The 16318-nt window shown below is 53.1% G+C and carries 11 protein-coding genes; 5 read left to right on the top strand and 6 right to left on the bottom strand.

From position 1 onward, the window contains the following. Positions 1 to 69 precede the first annotated feature (69 nt). Positions 70 to 3051, bottom strand: coding sequence for a TonB-dependent receptor (locus tag CBR65_RS14050; protein WP_087467442.1), 2982 nt, complete (start codon positions 3049 to 3051; stop codon positions 70 to 72). Between the two features lie 412 nt (positions 3052 to 3463). Here CBR65_RS14050 and CBR65_RS14045 point away from each other — a divergent pair, with 412 nt between their 5' ends. Both CBR65_RS14045 and CBR65_RS14040 read left to right on the top strand, forming a co-directional pair. Further along, the gene (locus CBR65_RS14045; protein WP_157672076.1) at positions 3464 to 4150 is read left to right on the top strand and encodes a hypothetical protein; all 687 of its coding nucleotides are present in this window, start codon (positions 3464 to 3466) and stop codon (positions 4148 to 4150) included. A gap of 153 nt (positions 4151 to 4303) precedes the next feature. Then, positions 4304 to 4585, top strand: a complete 282-nt coding sequence (locus tag CBR65_RS14040) for a hypothetical protein (protein ID WP_087467440.1) — start codon at positions 4304 to 4306, stop codon at positions 4583 to 4585. Between the two features lie 68 nt (positions 4586 to 4653). On the opposite strand, the gene CBR65_RS14035 is transcribed toward CBR65_RS14040, so the two are convergent. The 4 genes from CBR65_RS14035 to CBR65_RS14020 all read right to left on the bottom strand — a co-directional run bounded on the left by CBR65_RS14035 (position 4654) and on the right by CBR65_RS14020 (position 10950). Then, positions 4654 to 5751: a hypothetical protein gene (locus CBR65_RS14035; protein ID WP_087467439.1), complete on the bottom strand. Its 1098-nt coding sequence runs from the start codon at positions 5749 to 5751 to the stop codon at positions 4654 to 4656. A 41-nt stretch (positions 5752 to 5792) separates the two neighbouring features. Next, positions 5793 to 6641: a hypothetical protein gene (locus tag CBR65_RS14030; protein WP_087467438.1), complete on the bottom strand. Its 849-nt coding sequence runs from the start codon at positions 6639 to 6641 to the stop codon at positions 5793 to 5795. A gap of 173 nt (positions 6642 to 6814) precedes the next feature. Next, positions 6815 to 9877, bottom strand: coding sequence for an efflux RND transporter permease subunit (locus CBR65_RS14025; protein ID WP_087467437.1), 3063 nt, complete (start codon positions 9875 to 9877; stop codon positions 6815 to 6817). Then, entirely contained in the window at positions 9874 to 10950 is a 1077-nt protein-coding gene (locus CBR65_RS14020) for an efflux RND transporter periplasmic adaptor subunit (RefSeq protein ID WP_198300745.1), read from the bottom strand. The genes CBR65_RS14025 and CBR65_RS14020 overlap by 4 nt, the downstream gene beginning before the upstream one ends. 242 nt (positions 10951 to 11192) lie before the next feature. On the opposite strand from CBR65_RS14020, the gene CBR65_RS14015 reads away from it, so the two are divergent. The 3 genes from CBR65_RS14015 to CBR65_RS14005 are packed head-to-tail and all read left to right on the top strand — an operon-like array spanning position 11193 to position 14072. Next, the gene (locus CBR65_RS14015; RefSeq protein ID WP_198300744.1) at positions 11193 to 12029 is read left to right on the top strand and encodes a MipA/OmpV family protein; all 837 of its coding nucleotides are present in this window, start codon (positions 11193 to 11195) and stop codon (positions 12027 to 12029) included. After that, positions 12029 to 12724, top strand: a complete 696-nt coding sequence (locus CBR65_RS14010) for a response regulator transcription factor (RefSeq protein ID WP_087467435.1) — start codon at positions 12029 to 12031, stop codon at positions 12722 to 12724. The genes CBR65_RS14015 and CBR65_RS14010 overlap by 1 nt, the downstream gene beginning before the upstream one ends. Further along, positions 12684 to 14072, top strand: coding sequence for an ATP-binding protein (locus tag CBR65_RS14005; protein WP_087467434.1), 1389 nt, complete (start codon positions 12684 to 12686; stop codon positions 14070 to 14072). Before CBR65_RS14010 ends, CBR65_RS14005 begins: the two co-directional genes overlap by 41 nt. 53 nt (positions 14073 to 14125) lie before the next feature. Here the strand turns inward: CBR65_RS14005 and CBR65_RS14000 are convergent, their stop codons facing one another. After that, positions 14126 to 16210 (bottom strand): TonB-dependent siderophore receptor, encoded by a 2085-nt coding sequence (locus CBR65_RS14000; protein ID WP_087467433.1) that lies wholly within the window; start codon positions 16208 to 16210, stop codon positions 14126 to 14128. Between the last annotated feature and the right edge of the window lie 108 nt (positions 16211 to 16318).

Here is a 16318-nt window from a genome sequence, read left to right as displayed (position 1 = left end):
AGTCGTTGTGAGTGAGTAAAAAACCCCTGCCTTGCGAGCAGGGGAAAGCGGAAAGCTTTATATAATTAATTAAAACGAGGCGCGAACACCCAAGGTGACAAACATGCCTGGGTCGTAGTAACTGAAGGTTGCGGAATCGTAGTGGAACGTCTGCCGAATGGGTTCACTGGTTAAGTTGGTGATATTTAAACTGACCTGGGGTGCACCCGTGATATTTTCAAAATCATAACTGGCTGACAAATCCAGCTGGCCGCGTGCATCGGTTTTTAATTGTGCGTAGGGAATACCATTTTGATTCAGCCCGGAAGACAACTGCTCGTCATTCCACACATAGGTTAAACGAATGGCCGCGCCATAATTTTCCCAGTAGGCCGTGAAGTTGTAGGTTTCCGGTGATACACCAATGGCTTGCGCCGGCGCTCCATTGCCTTCACTTCGTTGATGGATGTGGGTGTAGTTGGCGTTAATACCCAAACCTTCCAGGATCATATCCAGCGGTTGCACCCAGGTAATCTCCGCACCTTCAATCTCCAGGTTGCCATCCGAGTTTACTTGTTGGGTAACCGTAACCTGGGCAACATCCGGCCCGCCGCGACTCATGATGGCGGCTTGCGCCGTCGGTGATAGAGAATCAAACGGAATCATAAAGGGATTACCAATCGCCACCGGCAATTGCGAGAAGGGAATCGTGGTGTTTTGATTGACGGTAAAACCCGTTAGTTGTTTGCCGAATAATGTCAGGCCAATATAGCCTTCATCACCGGTATACCATTCACCACCGATATCCAGATTGGTGGAAAGGTAAGGCTGCAAATCGGGATTACCTTGCGTTGCATTTTGCGCGGAAGGGTCACTAAAGTTTGTTGCGGGCAACATTGCGCTGGGGTTTGGACGGGTCATGGTTCTGGACGCGGAAAAACGCAACACCACATCCTCGGCTGCATCAAAACTCACGTTAAGTGAGGGTAAAAAATAGTTGTAGTTGGAGGAAACGCCGCTGTAAAACCGTTGCGCTTCCACCGGTGGATTGGCCGTGGGTTGCGCAGCAATAGACACCGGACCTTCAATCAGTTGATCGGTTTCCACGTAGCGGCCACCGAGGTTGATCCGCATCGCGCGCCCCGCAATATCCGTGGTTGCATTGAATTCCAGATATGCACCCACCGTGTCTTCATCCACAATCCCGGTAGACGCACCCGTTGCGGAGCCACCACCTTCGGGCGCGTTTCTTGCCAGGTTGTAATAATCCGTGGCCGCAAAAAAACGGTCGAAATCAACACTGATAAAACCGGCCGGGCCGGGGGTTAAATAGGACGCCAATTCTGATTGCGGTACGGCAGAATTCGGGTTTAATCCATTGCAGGGAGCGCGATCCGTGGTCGGCGAGTTGCCGTCCGCATCCAGGCCATTGCGGCACACCACATCTTCCCAGCGACCGCTGTTGTCATAGCCGCGAATCGCACGGCGAATGGTGTCTTGGGCTACACCTACCTTGATGTTGTTATCGTCATCGCCAAAACGATAATCCACATGGATACCATCGGTTTCGGTGTCGCGCTCTTCCAGCGAAATATTCACACGGCCACCGCCCGTCCATGTCCAACCCGCATTGGGATCATTCAAATCCACCGCCGAGGTGTAGGTGGGGACTTCACCGTTCACAAAATCAACTTGCCCGATGGGCGTATTCACCAGCACCGTGGGCTGTGAACGTTTCCAATCGCTACGGCTTGAATTCAATTGCACATCCAGCGCGTGTGCATCACCAAATTCAAAATGCGCGCCCGGGTTGATGTTGTAGAAATCCAGATCTTCCGTATAGGGTCTTGCTTCGAGCATAAATTGCGCCGCACCAAAGGTGGCGGACTGCACGACGTTATTACTATCCAACACCATATCCGTGGGTATGGCAGTGCCATTGCGGCCGATAAACGCCAAGGCCAGACGATTAAAGTCGCGGGTTTGATTGGTCGCGATAACATCGAGATAAAAATGCATGCTGTCACTCGGGCGATATTCAAAAGACACCAGGCCGCTCAAACGATCCTGCTCACCATCCATGTACGCCGAGCGACCCAGGCGAGGAATCAGCGCCTCGGAAATTTGGGTGATATCAAGCCCTGGGTTTTGCTCCAGTAAAAAGCTTTGGTCGATGATAGTGCCCGCCACTAAACCCGCCCCGGCATTGGCCGGAACCACACCATAACCAAAATTGGGATCATTCGCGTCCTGAATCAGCCCCGCCACATTCCAGTTGTTGCCGCCCGAGGGATTACACCCGCCGGTGGTTGCCTGGGTTTGGCCTGCACCTGGCGTGGTGCCGCAAATTCGGTGCGAGGTATTGAGGTTGGTCCAACCGATGGTTTCAAATCCTTCCGTGGTCAATTGTTTATTAAAAACGGAAATGCCGCCCAGCACACCGACCGTGTCATTCGTCCAACTTCCCAGGGCCGAAAATTTTGGACTGATCTCATCATTGATATCAGTGTAAACACCCTGTGCGTTTACGACCGAGTGAAAGCCTTGCTCACTGTTATCAAACGGGCGCGCGTTACGAATGTTAACCACACCCGCCGCACCACCTTCCAGCATGCTGGCCGTCGGGGTTTTCTGTACATCGAAGCGCGTAAAAAGCTCGGTGGGAAACAGATCCAGATCGATCTCGCGATTCTGGTTTTGTGAATCAACACTGCCGGCGGAAGCGACGGCAATTTGTGCGTTATTGAGCGTTACCTTGGTAAAACTGGTGCCCAGTCCGCGAATAGAAACGTTCGTACCGTCGCCAAACACATTGCGATTGATTTGTATGCCGGGCATGCGGTTAATCGCTTCCGCGATATTGGAATCGGCAAACTTACCGATGTCTTCCGCAAAGACGGACTCCACTAACGCGGTTGATGCACGCTTGGCATTAGTGGCGCTTTGCAAACTGCCCTTGTAACCCGTCACCACCAACTCTTCAATCTGGTTTTGCGCAATAGCCCCCGATGACGCCACCGCAAGGCTGAGTAAGCTGATCTTAAACAGGGGAGAGATACGTGTTGAGTCCATAAAAAAATCCCTTACTGGTTGATTATTGTTAGGCAGTTGCATGAGCCCGGAGGAGGATGCAAAAGCCGCCGTTAAGGATCTTCATGCACACTTGCGTACTTGTATACATGATTGGCATCCAATCCTATTCCTTGTCTGTTTATAGATCAACATATTGTCTGATTATATGGAGGTTTTGGCGCTGTAATGCACGGGATAGGGGCGGCGGGGTGATATGCGCCAGGCTTTTTACTTATGTGTGCGGTAGAGCGCGACATGGACGGTAGAAAAATGCGCGAATGACTAGCGCGAGAAACCACACAAAAAATGATTATTGCGACATTTACCAGTTAAACCACCGTTACGTTTGCATAATTGCCATTCCTTACTATTATTTTTCATTTATAAAAATACACATGCTGAGTTAATCGCAATGCAAAAAATAATAATGATCGCTGCCGTCTTCGTTGCAGGCTTTATTGCTGGCGCGCAGTTCTATTCATCGTCCGAACCGGTGCCTGTCAGGCAATCGGACAGAGTGAATACCGATATTCAACAGTTACAGAATCAGATTGCGGATCTCACCCGCTATGTGGACGAGTTGGAGTCTCGCCCGAGGTTAACCGTCGAACAACCATCGTCCGTGGCAACTCACATTTCAGCTTCGCAAAATCCGGTACCACAACTAGCCGTGGCCGATCCTGATGCGGACGAACTCGAACGGCTGCGTGAATATCAATTGAATAATGAAATAGAAAAGCACCAGGTGCGTATGCAAAAACTTGAGGCTGATGCGCATACCTTCGGAACAAAAATGGAACAACAATTTGCGGCTGAAGCTGTAGATGCCTCGTGGGCGAATACAAAAAAATCGCACCTGGATTCTGCTATTGAGCAGGATGAAAATCTGCGTTGGTTACCGAGCATGTCGAGCGAATGCCGTTCCCAACAATGTCGATTGTCCGTTCTCACCACCGATGCGGATCAGCTCGCCAGCCTTAATACATCGCTTAATAACATAATAACGCAACAACAATTATTTGATTCTTACACAGTGGTTGTGGATGAAAAAAATTACAGCACGCAGATTTATTTCGAACGCGCGGCGACAACCCGCTGAGTAAACCGATTTTGGGGTAACCCAAAAATGTCTGTTGATCTACAGAGTCGTGAATACAAAACGATTTTTGTACCTGACTGAGCGGCCACTCTTCAACAGAGACTAACGATGCTAGAGAGCCTCGGCTCTCCTTATCAATCAAAGGAAATCAATATGAACAAAAACGTCAAATTGAGTCTGAAAGGTCTTGTTGCTGGTTTGTTGGCCATGAGTGCCGTCGCGCAAGCGGGATCTGAAACCTACCAATATCCCTGGTGGGGCAATCCCTATGCTTACACCAGCGTCCGCGATTGCACCTGGACGTTCATTACCTCTTACGGTGGCAGTTGGGGATCGCAGTTCCTGTATGAGTCCGTCGGTGCCTGTCCCTGGACGGACATGCAGGTTAATCATCCGGCGGGCGCTAACTACGCGAACGTTGTGCTGATCAACTAATATTTTATTGACGTACTTAAGTCCCGTTCACGTTGTGTAACGTGAACGGGATTTTTATGGCGGGTTTATCAGTTAATACGAATCGGGATATAGGTGGCGTTGTTGCTGGAAACGGTTTCCCCCAGCGCATTATCGTAATCAATGACCGCACCGACCCAGTAATCATTGCCCGATGTCAGATCACCGGGAATGACCAACGTGCGTTTGAAGGTGTAGGGCTGGTTGCGCCCCAGGGTGAGATTACCCGTACCGATCAAACGGTCCAGCGTAGTGATGGTACTGTTGCTGGAGATGTAATACGCAATTTTGACTTCCTGATAACTTTTGCCGTTGTTCTCCGCCGTCAATTCCAGTTTCACTGTCTGGTTTTTGCTGGCGCGGTAGCGGCGTTCACCCTCATCAATAAAAGAACTCAACACCGCGTCAGATGAGTTGTACATGCGCGTGGGTTGATGCGTACTGTACTCGCCGCTGGTTCCCTGATATTTAAAGTTGGTCAGGGATACATCTTCCATCGTGCCAGTCGTGGCACCGTATAAATGAACCGAACCATCCGCTGCATCTTCACCCAAATAGGAACGCGCGGTATTGCCATTTACGTGGATGTGATCCCAATCCTGACCCATGATGTTGTACCAGCGATTTTCATGTTTCAGACCCAGCGCATGACCGAACTCATGGATTGCTGTGGTCTGGAATGGACGTGCCGGACCACCGAAAGGCCAGAGGCTGGTCTTGGCCATCGATGTGGTGTAGTTGGTGGCCACATTAAAAACCACATCTACTTCATCAATGCCGTAATGCCAGCCGAACAACCAGTAACAATGTCTCCAGCTCAGTGCAATCGCCGGCGCACCATCGAGAATATCGGGATTGTTGCTGAACCAGATTTCGTTCTGGTTATTATTACGTCCCACCGATGAGTCGCCGAGTGCCAACGAAAAATTAAATTTGCTGGGATTATCGTTGACCCGGTTGATCGAAGTTTGCAACGAACTGGTGAACGACGAGCCAGGTACAAAACTGACATTGCTCGCGTGCATGGTCACGGTATTGCTGCCCCATTTGATTTTATTGCCATTACACTCCCGCCATTTCGCGGCATTAACCTCAAGGGTAATCAGACTGATGAATAGTGCAGTGATAACTAGAAAATTTCTGTTCATTTTATGCTTCCTTGTCCAAGACGATTTATCCAATACGATGATTATCTGAGAACGGGATTGCCGTTATTTTTCTCAACCATCTCCTCTTCCCAGCGATCAAAGTCACTGGCGTTCGGTACACGGGTTGAGGTGAATTCAAGATCCCTTGGCGTCGTCGGTTTCAAAATAGGGACTTTGATAGCATCGTTGATATTGGCAGAGAAAAAACGAACCGAACCATCGTGTAATGTCGGGAAACCTTTCGATAGTTCTTTCATGTCGGCAATAAATTGCTCCGCTTTTACAACATTGGCAGGTATCGGCTCTGGTTGTGGCTCAGACGGATCAAGACGCGGTTCGGATAGACCGAGACCATACTCTATCGCTTCTCCGGTCGCAGGATTAATCACCGCCGACGAAACACGCAGCGCGTTTTCTTTCGTCGCTACAATCGCCAGATCATCTTCTGTGGCCAACACACCATTGCGAATGCGGAACCGGCCTTTACTGCAGTCCACCAACGGACAAAAGCTGGTGTTATTTTTACGCACGAATAACACATCGGTTTCGCCCACATGAAAATCCGGCGACTCGGATACGCTCAGATAGCGAATGACGTCACCTTTCTGCTGGCGACCGCCGAGAAAGCGCAAGGTAATGTGTTTGTCATCCGGACGGCCGGCAATCACATCACCCACGGCGTAGGTCACGAAGGTATGCGGCGTGCCGTCTTCGGCGTCCTTGTATTGAATATCGATAACCTTGCCGGTAAATACCAGCTCGGCTTGCGGCATCAATTCGCGCGGTTCGATTTTGGTTCTGGTTTCATCAGCGATTGCAGAAGAAGAATAGAACGGAGTTTGAAGGGCGAGTGCAGCCAGCACACCCACCCATAGAGGGGATTTTTTCATAGCAAATTTCCTTTTAAGTTAAAGCATTCCTTTCGGGTCACGTTCATTGACATTGCGTGTCAACGGTCACCACTTTATGACTGTGTTGGTTTGGCAGCTAGTGATAAACGGCTGTATTTCTTGTGAGACTTTGACTGATAAGTCTGGATTTACTGATGTTTAGATGCCACTTGTCACCGAAAATATTTTTCTACGTTTTTCAACAGCCACTGCACGCCATCATCCACATAAGTAAATACCACCGGGATCACCAGCAAGCTCAAAAAGGTTGAGGTAATCAATCCCCCGATCACAACAATTGCCATGGGCGCGCGGAAACTTGAATCGGCGCCCCAGCCCAATGCGATGGGCAACATGCCTGCGCCCATGGCAATGGTCGTCATCACAATAGGGCGAACACGTTTGCGGCAGGCGTCGATAACGGCATCCCACCGGGTCAGGCCATATTCATGGCGCGCGAGAACGATGTAATCAATCAGCAGAATCGAATTTTTGGTGGCGATTCCCATCAGCATAATCAGGCCAATCATTGACGGCATGGACAACGCGGAACCGGTGATAAACAGCGCGAGGAACGCGCCGGGAATCGACAACACTAGCGCGGCGAGAATCGTTACGGGTTGTACGAAATCCTTGAATAACAACACCAGTACCATGTAAATGCACAGCACGCCGGTAGCCATGGCCAGACCGAAACTCGCAAATAATTCGCCCATGTTTTCTGCATCGCCACCGGAGGTTCGGGTGATGCCCGGCGGCAGTGTCTTCAGGGACGGCAGCGCAAGGGCGGCTTGCTCGACATCGCCCAGGGATTGGCCATTCAGCTCGACCTCAACATTGATATTGCGCATGCGGTCATAGCGCGTGATGTCCGACGGACCGCTACCGAGAGTCAGCGTGGCGACATTTTCCAGGGGTACCGGGCCCCGTGCCCCACGCACTGGCAGGCGCTTTAGCGTTTGCAGATCTTCACGGGCAGTCTCGGAAAGCCGCACGACAACAGGCACCTGCCGTTCGCTCAGGTTCAGCTTGGCAAGTTCCTGACCGTAGTCGCCACTGGTAGCCACGCGCAGGGCATCGGCAATGTCGGCCGATGTCACGCCGAGATCAGCGGCGCGGGCAAAGTCGGGACGCACAATCAATTCCGGACGCACCAGACTCGCGGTTGAGATAACGGCGCCTACGCCAGCGATAGTGCGCAACTCCCGCTCCACCTGTTGGGCATAACTGGCGAGCGCGAGGCTGTCCTCGCCTGCGAGCACCAGCTCATAGTTTTCCGATTCACCCGTACCCACCTTGACGCGCGCACCCGGCAACAGCATCAGTGCGTCACGCAGTTGTGTTTCGATCTGCTGCCGGGAGACGCCCGACCGGTCTTTGCGAGGGGTTATCGTGATTGTCATGTTCGCCGTGTGTACGTCGATTGCACCACCATCCGGGATAGGGCCAGAACCCGCCGAGCCGCCACCACCGATAGCGGTGTAGACCCGCTGTACATAAGGGTTCTCTTCTATCAACCGCCGTGCCTGCTCAGCCGCCGCCGAGGTCTGCGTCAGCGTGCTGCCGGGCGGCAGTGTCACGGTTATCTGAGTCTGCGATACGTCGTCCGGCGGGATAAAACCGGTGGGAAGGAGCGGCACCAGCGCAAAACTGCTAATAAAGAAAACCAGCGCGCCGATCACTGTGGTTATGCGGTGTTTCAGACACCATTGCACGCACTGCTCATAGCGCCTTAACCAGTGCGGCGTTGTGTCGTCGTGCCTGGGCAGCTTGAGAAAGTAAGCGGCCATCATCGGCGTCAGCATGCGCGCCACGACCAACGAGAAAAAGACCGAGATAGCGGCGGTCCAGCCGAATTGCACAAAAAACTTGCCGACCATGCCGCCCATAAAGGCGGTCGGCAGAAACACCGCAATCAAGGTAAATGTTGTCGCGACGACCGCCGGGCCGATCTCGTCGGCCGCTTCCATTGCCGCCTGGTAGGGCGTCTTGCCCATACGGAGGTGACGCATGATGTTTTCGATCTCGACGATGGCGTCATCAACCAACACCCCCACCACCAGCGACAGGGACAGCAGCGTGATGGTATTGATGGAAAAACCCATCCAGTGCATAACCGCGAAGGTGGGAATTGCCGACAAGGGCAAGGCAACGGCAGCAACAACGGTGGCGCGCCAGTCGCGCAAAAACAGGAAGACTACCAAGACGGCGAGTGCTGCGCCTTCGTAGAGCAGCGTCATGGAACCGTTGTAATTTTCTTCCACCGGATCAACGAAATTGAGGGCCTCGGTAAAGGTGATATCGGGATGCCTTGCCTGCAGCTGCGCTACGGCAGCCCGCACCGCCTGCATAACATCAATCTCGCTGGCGCCGCGCGAGCGCATAATTTCGAAGCCGACCACCGGTTGTCCGTCGAGCAACGCCATGGAGCGCGGCTCGGCCACCGTGTCCTGTACCCGGGCAATCTGATCGAGACTGACACGCCGACCGTCAGCCAGGGTGATGTCCATACGGGCCAGTTCTTCCGCCGTCTGTACCGTCGCGATCGTGCGAATCGATTGTTCGGCGCCACCCAGGCTGGCACGCCCACCGGCGGCTTCCTGTTGCGTCAGGCGCAACTGGCGCGAGAGATCAGCAGCGGTCGCGTTCATCGCCAGCAAGCGGGCCGGATCAAGTTCGACGCGCACCTCGCGCGTCGCACCGCCGACTCGCGCTACCGCGCCGACGCCGGGTATCGATAACAGGGTGCGAGCGATCTGATTGTCGACAAACCAGGAGAGTGCTTCGTCATCCAGCCTCGGCGAGGCAACCGTGTAGGTGAGAATAGGGCTGCCGGCGATTTCAATTTTTTCAATCACCGGATCACGCAGATCCGCCGGTAAATCTGAACGCACACGCGCTACCGCGTCGCGCACGTCGTCGACCGCGTCCTGAACCGATTTTTCCAGATGAAACTCCACCGAAATCCGGGCGCTGCCGTCAGTCAGAACGCTCTCGATATGCTTGACGCCCTGCAAGGTGGCGATCGAGTCCTCGATCTTGCGCGCAACATCGTTTTCCAGTTGCACCGGTGAAGCGCCGGGCAGCTCTGCCGTCACGATGATGCCAGGCAGATCAACATCAGGAAAATTCTGGACCTTCATTGCCTGAAATCCCATCAGGCCGAAAAAAGTGAGCATCAGGAACAGCATGATGGCGGGTGTGGGATTGCGGATAGACCAGGACGATATATTCACAATAGGTCACCCTGTGGAGGTTGCGCCGCGCTAGTGGATTGAGCGTGGTTCTCAACCACCCGGACCAGATCCCCATCACCGAGAAAACCCCCACCGGCGGCCACAACTCTGGCAGATGCATCAAGGCCATCAAGGATTTCAACGCGATCTCCCGTACGCCGCCCGGTCACCAACTTGGTTTGCACCACCCTGGAATCAGGACCGACGCGCAATGCATAGCTGAAACCATCGCGCAGCAATATCGCGCTCTGGGGCAGCGTCAGGGTTTGCACCTGCTCGATCTCAAACTCACCCCGCGCAAACATGCCGGCGAGCACCCTGTCGTCCGGTGGCAGGTCGACATACACCACACCGTTGCGGGTTTGCACATCGACCATTGGACTGACCATCCGCAGTCTGCCCAGGATAGGTTGTCCGCCAGTCGGCGTAATCTCCGCCAGCAGGCCGGGTTTAAGCTTCGCCAGATCTGAGGCCGCTACCTCGGCTCGCCACTCAAGCCGGCCCTGGCGGATCAGGCGGAAGAGTTCCTGCCCGGCCGGCACTACAGCACCCACGGCGGCGGCGCGTGCGGAGATCACACCGTCATCCGGGGCCAGAACCCGGGTTTGCGCCAGGCGTGACTGTTGCGTCTTTTCCACCGCTTTGGCTGCATCCAGTCTGGCTTGGGCGGCGCGTTCAGCATGCTCGTATTGCTGGATCTGCTGGACCGATAAGGCGCCGCTACCCTGCAAGCTTCGGGCGCGTTGGGCATTGGCCGCCGCTTCAACCAACGCGACATCTGCCTCGGCAACCATCGCACGACTCTGCGCCAACTCGGCTTCGATAATATCGCTGGCAAAGGTCGCCAGTCGTTGGCCGCGCTTCACCCTGTCCCCGACATTGGCCAGTACCTCTATCAGGCGAAGACCATCGGCTTCCGTACCAATGTTGGCTTCCTGCCACGCCATGATGTCGCCATTAGCGGAAACCCGGACCGTCAATGCGGTTGTCTGCGGTGAGGTAACAGCCACCGTCAGTACGGGCCGCGCCGCGACTGTCGGTGAGTCATTCACCGATTCTTTTTTAAAAGGCATAAATGTCATTGCTGCCGTCAGAGCAGCAATGAGGAAGATGACACTAGCGAAGATAAATACAGTCCTACGGGTTTTTCTCTGCATATTCATTCAGTTCCAGCAAATGAGCGGTGTGATGTCGAACACCACTATCCACCACGAAAACTTTCCTGATGCTTACTGGAAAAGAAACCGCCGTAAGGAAGCAGTAAGACGACACAGGTAATACTGAAGCTGCCATCAAACCTATTTGGAGAAACCCTATGCACTTAGCGGTATTACTACGTTCACCTATCATCATGCGCATGATCGCTATTTCAACGCTGGGTCTGGGCTCAGTACTTACAGCCACCGCTCAGGAATCAGAAAACGAGTCAGGAAGCGAGTTAGAAAGCGAGAGAGAATCAAGCTGGAGCCTGGGTATCGCTGCCATCAGCAGCCAGAAACCTTTTAAAGATATTGACCGCGACAACAAGGTAATCCCGCTGATCTTCTACGAAGGTAAATATGTAGAACTGGTCGGGGCCGGCATTGAGTTCAAATTGGCAAACCTTGAACTCAGCGAATCCCAGCAATTTAGCTTCAGAGCAGTTACCCAATACAGCTTTGGCGGCTACGATGAAGATGAAGCGGATGAAACGCCCATACTGAATGGCATGGACGAGCGCAAGGGCGGGTTTTGGGCCGGTGCCAAGATAGAATGGCGCAATCCGTTAGTCGATGTCAGTGCAGAGTGGCTGAGTGACATCTCGGGTAACAGCGAAGGGCAGCAGTTCAATCTCGGCCTGGAAAGAACCTGGGTGTTCGGCCAACGGCTCATCCTTACTCCACGCGTGGTGGCGAGCTGGCAAGACGACAAATACGTTGATTATCACTACGGCGTCCGCACCCACGAAGTTCGCGTTGATCGGCCAGCCTTTATCGGAGAGTCGGCCGTTAATATTGAATACGGTTTACGAGGTATCTATATGTTCGACAGGCACAACGCACTCTTCCTTGATCTTGGCGCAACCAGCCTCGCCCAGGAAATCAAGGACAGCCCATTGGTAGACAGCTCCACCGATAGCCGGATGATTGTTGGTTACCGGTATCAGTTCTGATGAATCGCATTCTTCTGGTTGAGGATCATGAGCGCCTGGCTGAGTTAATCAGCAAAAAGCTGGCAGCAGCCGGCATAGCCGTTGATGTGTTTGACCGTATGGATTCGGCGATGGCGGCTGTTCAACAAGTGCCTTACCAGGCGCTGGTCCTTGATCGGGGATTACCCGACGGCGATGGAATCAATTTCCTCCAGCGATTGCGCAACACCGGCCTCAGTATTCCCTGCCTTATTCTGACCGCACGAGATGCCTTGCATGATCGTGTAGAAGGACTCGAAGCAGGCGCCGATGATTACCTGCCCAAGCCGTTTGCCATGGACGAGATGGTGGCCCGCGTTCGCGCGTTGCTCCGCCGTCCCGTTCACAACATCGCACTCGATCCCGTCCATGGCGATCTACTGATAAAACCCGCTATCGGCATCATGTGCTGCAAGGACGACAACGTGACCCTGGCGCCTGCCGAACTACAGATTATGTTGCTTCTGGTGAGCAAGAAGGGAAGCGTCGTACGGCGCAGTGCGCTGGAAGCTGCCGGTTGGGGACTGAGTGAAGCCGTCACACCCAACGCCCTGGATGTGGCGTTGCATCGTCTCCGCCGCAAGTTGCTTGGTATTGGCTCAAACCAACAGATCGTTAACCTGAGAAACCTTGGCTATGCGCTTCGTGAAACAGATACGACAACTGCCGTTGAATAGTCTCAGCGTCAAAGTGTTGCTGGCCTATGTGGTCGGCGTGTTGTTGAGCACGCTTTGCATCGGGCTTGTGGCAATAGCATTAATGATTGCCCAGGAAAGCGATATGTTTTCGCCCACCAATCTCGCAGAAGTCGCCGATGGGCTGGCCGGGGAACTCGTGTTTGACGATCAGGGCATTCCTGTCGGTATGGAAGAGGAAGACAATGACATGGAGGATGCATGGTTTTTCTTTGATAGCCTGAATGAGGAGGCCGCTTACCGTGTGCTGGATTCTTCTGGTCACACAGTGATGTCTTCCTCCGCCGGCACGGCATTCTGGTCCTCAATCCCCGCCATTCAAGAACTCCGGCAAGAACAATTTGAATTCGACCGCAATGGCATAACCATCCAGGGTGCTACCAAATCCATTGAACATCAGGGACAAACCTGGTTTGTACAAATTGGCATCAGCAACCGGTTCCTGAATCTTATCAATGATCATATTGCCGTCCCATTTATGGTCAAAGGCGTCGCACTATTCGGTTTGGTCTTGCTTTTTATCTTCGGCATTTGCGGCTACGTCACCCTGAAATACACACTCAAACCTTTACGCAAAGTGTCGACGTCCGCTGCAAAAATTTCACCGCATTCTCTTCATGCACGTTTGGCTGCGGATTCGGTACCGCGTGAGATCGTACCGCTGGTCACCAGCTTCAATCATGTACTTGACCGGCTCGAACAGGGTTACCGTGTGCAAAAGGAATTTCTCGCCACCGCCGCCCATGAATTGAAAACACCATTGCTGCTGATCCGCGCGCAAATTGAACTGGAAAGCACAAGCAGTCATCGCGATGCGCTGCTACTCGATATCGAACATATGACCCGCCAGGTCCAGCAACTGCTGATATTGGCCGAAACCATTGAAGCGCAAAACTATCGCTTCACCGAGGTGAATGTATATGACGTTGCAAAGGAAACGGCCACCTATTTACTGCGCATGACAGACGCGGCAGGCGTGCGGCTGGTGATACTCGACAATGCGCGCGGATCGACCTGGAAAGCGGATAAAAGTGCGCTGTTTACCTTGCTGAAAAATCTCATTGAAAACGCTATTCAGCATGCGCCTCAAGGAACCGAAATCAGAGTTACCCTTGATGCAACAACCGTGGAAGTAAGGGATCAGGGGCCGGGCGTCACGGAAGAACAACTCCCGCTGATATTCAACCGATTCTGGCGCGGCGCCCACCGGCGTGATTACGGCGCAGGACTCGGCCTGGCCATTTGTAAGGAAATCGCCCAAGCGCATGACTGGACATTGTCCGCGCATAGGATGGAACCGGGTTTGTGTTTTAACGTGAGGCGCGGATGACTGCATCGGAGGTGCTTCGATTCAGTCATCCACGCACATCGGTAATCCTTTAATCAATAGCGCCAGGTAACAGAGCCAATCAGATTACGCGGAGCACCGAAGTTGGCTTGCCCCCACTGCGGACTCAAACGGTATTTTTCATCGCCGATGTTGTTAACGTTCAACGCGACCGTCAGGTTTTTGGTCAACGTGTATCGAGCAAAGATATCCACCAAGGCATAACCGCCTTGCACCTCGGTATCACCGTAATAAATTTCATTTTGCCAATTAATACTCGCACCTACACGCAAGCCTGAGATTGATGACAGGTTGTAGGCCGAGGCCAGTTTGAATTGTTGGGTCGGAATAAAGCGACGCGTGTCATTGCCGTTGTCATCGTCGACCTCGACTTGTGTATAACCGCCACTGATATTCAGGCCAGAAAATATTTCGCCAGCGAGTTCCACTTCAAAACCATCGCTTTCAAATCCAACGCCCCGATAAATATTCAAACCGGATTCGGTATCGCGAGTTACCCATTCACCGAAATTTTCCTGGCTGGACTCAAACAATGCCAGGGTAAGAACCGCATTCCCCGCAAAGACTTCCTGCTTGAAACCGACCTCCGAACTTTCTCCGCGCACCGCGCCCAATGGCAAAAGGTCAGCATCGACCCAGGTTTGCGGATTAAACACTTCGCTGTAGCTGGCATAGATCATAGTGCCCGGAAGCACTTCGTAAGTGACGCCCGCATAGGGAACGGTTTCTTTGTCGGACGCAATTTGGGGTGCACCGTAACTGATGCCGTCTTGTTCAATATCAACGGTGCGGGCGCCCAGCAGAACGGACAGCGCATCGGTCAAACTCAAGCGTGTGGAAAGGTAAAAGGAATCCTGTTTTTGATCGATGTCGGTGGATTGCGTTGTTGCATCGTAGACATCGAATTCTGGCAGCGGTGTATTTCCCTCGGCCCAATCAGCATCCACGGGATCGTAATTCCATTCGTCGGTGTAGATGGAGCGCCCGGTCAGTTTGATGTCCGCCATGTTAAAGCCGGCTACCAACTCGTGCTCCTGGCCCCACAGCGAAAAAGAACCGCTGATAAAGAGGTCCACAATTTCTTCTTTGTCCGCTGCCTGATAAAGACTCGCGTGCGCTAACAAACCTTCTTCGGTGATCGGGTCGGGAGCACCCGACAAATAGAGCGAGGTCCACTCACTGTCCAGGTCATTGCGGGTGAAGATGGCCTTTGCCATCCAGTTCTCGCTCAAGTCCTGTTCCAGTTCGACGAAGGTGCGGGTTTGTTCTACATCCTGATAGGCCCAACCCGGCGCGGTGTTGGTGGACACATCGTAATCCGTCAGGGAGCCATCGCTGTAGAACACCGGCAAGGCGCCGGATGAATTAGCATCGCTGTGGCTGTCATTGAGACTGTGTCCCAGGGTAAAGCGCGTGGTATCGGTGATGCCGCCACTGACAATCCCGTACACGACATCCAGCTCTTTGCCGTAACGATCCAGATAGGAATCCCCATCCTGCTTGACCACCACTAAACGACCATTGAGTTTGTCCGCAATAATTGGCCCGGAAATATCCCCGTCCACGCGGTATTGATTCCAGCTTCCGGCGGCGGCTGTCGCTGAGGCTTGCAGGTCTTCAGTGGGACGTTTGCGCAAATAGTTAATGGTCGCCGAAGGGTTAGCCAACCCGGTAATCAAACCGGTCGCGCCTTTGACGACTTCCACCTGCTCGTACATAGCGGTGTCGTCATGGCCGTGGCCTAAACCGTAAGAGAAAGGAACACCCACGCCGTCGTATTGAAAGTTAACAATGTCAAAACCGCGCGCCGTGTAATAAGTACGACCGGTTTCCACCTGCTCCACCGTCACACCGGGAACCTGGGCCAACACGGCGTTGATCTCCAGCAGAGAAAAGTCGTCGATCTGGTCCCGGGAAATCACTGACACCACCTGGGGCGTTTCCAGCACCGTCAGGCTCAGCTTGGTGGCCGTTCTGGTTTTATCGGCCTCGCCGTAAATATGGATAGTCTCAATTTCACCTTTGCTGCCCGGTTGCTGACTGGTCTGGGCAAAGGCACTACCGCCCCACATAGCGCCTGCCACTGACAGAGCCAAAACGCTGCGAATAAATGTATGCATAACAACTCCCCAATGCTGCTGAACCCGGCGGAATAGCCGGAGCGTTGAAATTGGCGCATTTAACCATTAACGCAAATGCTAATCAATCTCATTTTTATTGGGGCATCA

This window comes from Cellvibrio sp. PSBB006, assembly GCF_002162135.1.
Taxonomy (GTDB): domain Bacteria; phylum Pseudomonadota; class Gammaproteobacteria; order Pseudomonadales; family Cellvibrionaceae; genus Cellvibrio.
Note: the sequence above shows the minus strand (reverse complement) of the source record. Positions and strands in the feature narration are given on the sequence as shown.

Bases quoted from the DNA above. Each gene is read 5' to 3' on its own strand.
- CBR65_RS14030 (WP_087467438.1), bottom strand. From the start codon at position 6,641: ATGAAAAAATCCCCTCTATGGGTGGGTGTGCTGGCTGCACTCGCCCTT.
- CBR65_RS14045 (WP_157672076.1), top strand. From the start codon at position 3,464: ATGCAAAAAATAATAATGATCGCTGCCGTCTTCGTTGCAGGCTTTATT.
- CBR65_RS14035 (WP_087467439.1), bottom strand. From the start codon at position 5,751: ATGAACAGAAATTTTCTAGTTATCACTGCACTATTCATCAGTCTGATT.
- CBR65_RS14010 (WP_087467435.1), top strand. From the start codon at position 12,029: ATGAATCGCATTCTTCTGGTTGAGGATCATGAGCGCCTGGCTGAGTTA.
- CBR65_RS14050 (WP_087467442.1), bottom strand. From the start codon at position 3,051: ATGGACTCAACACGTATCTCTCCCCTGTTTAAGATCAGCTTACTCAGC.
- CBR65_RS14015 (WP_198300744.1), top strand. From the start codon at position 11,193: ATGCACTTAGCGGTATTACTACGTTCACCTATCATCATGCGCATGATC.
- CBR65_RS14040 (WP_087467440.1), top strand. From the start codon at position 4,304: ATGAACAAAAACGTCAAATTGAGTCTGAAAGGTCTTGTTGCTGGTTTG.
- CBR65_RS14005 (WP_087467434.1), top strand. From the start codon at position 12,684: ATGCGCTTCGTGAAACAGATACGACAACTGCCGTTGAATAGTCTCAGC.
- CBR65_RS14000 (WP_087467433.1), bottom strand. From the start codon at position 16,210: ATGCATACATTTATTCGCAGCGTTTTGGCTCTGTCAGTGGCAGGCGCT.
- CBR65_RS14020 (WP_198300745.1), bottom strand. From the start codon at position 10,950: ATGCCTTTTAAAAAAGAATCGGTGAATGACTCACCGACAGTCGCGGCG.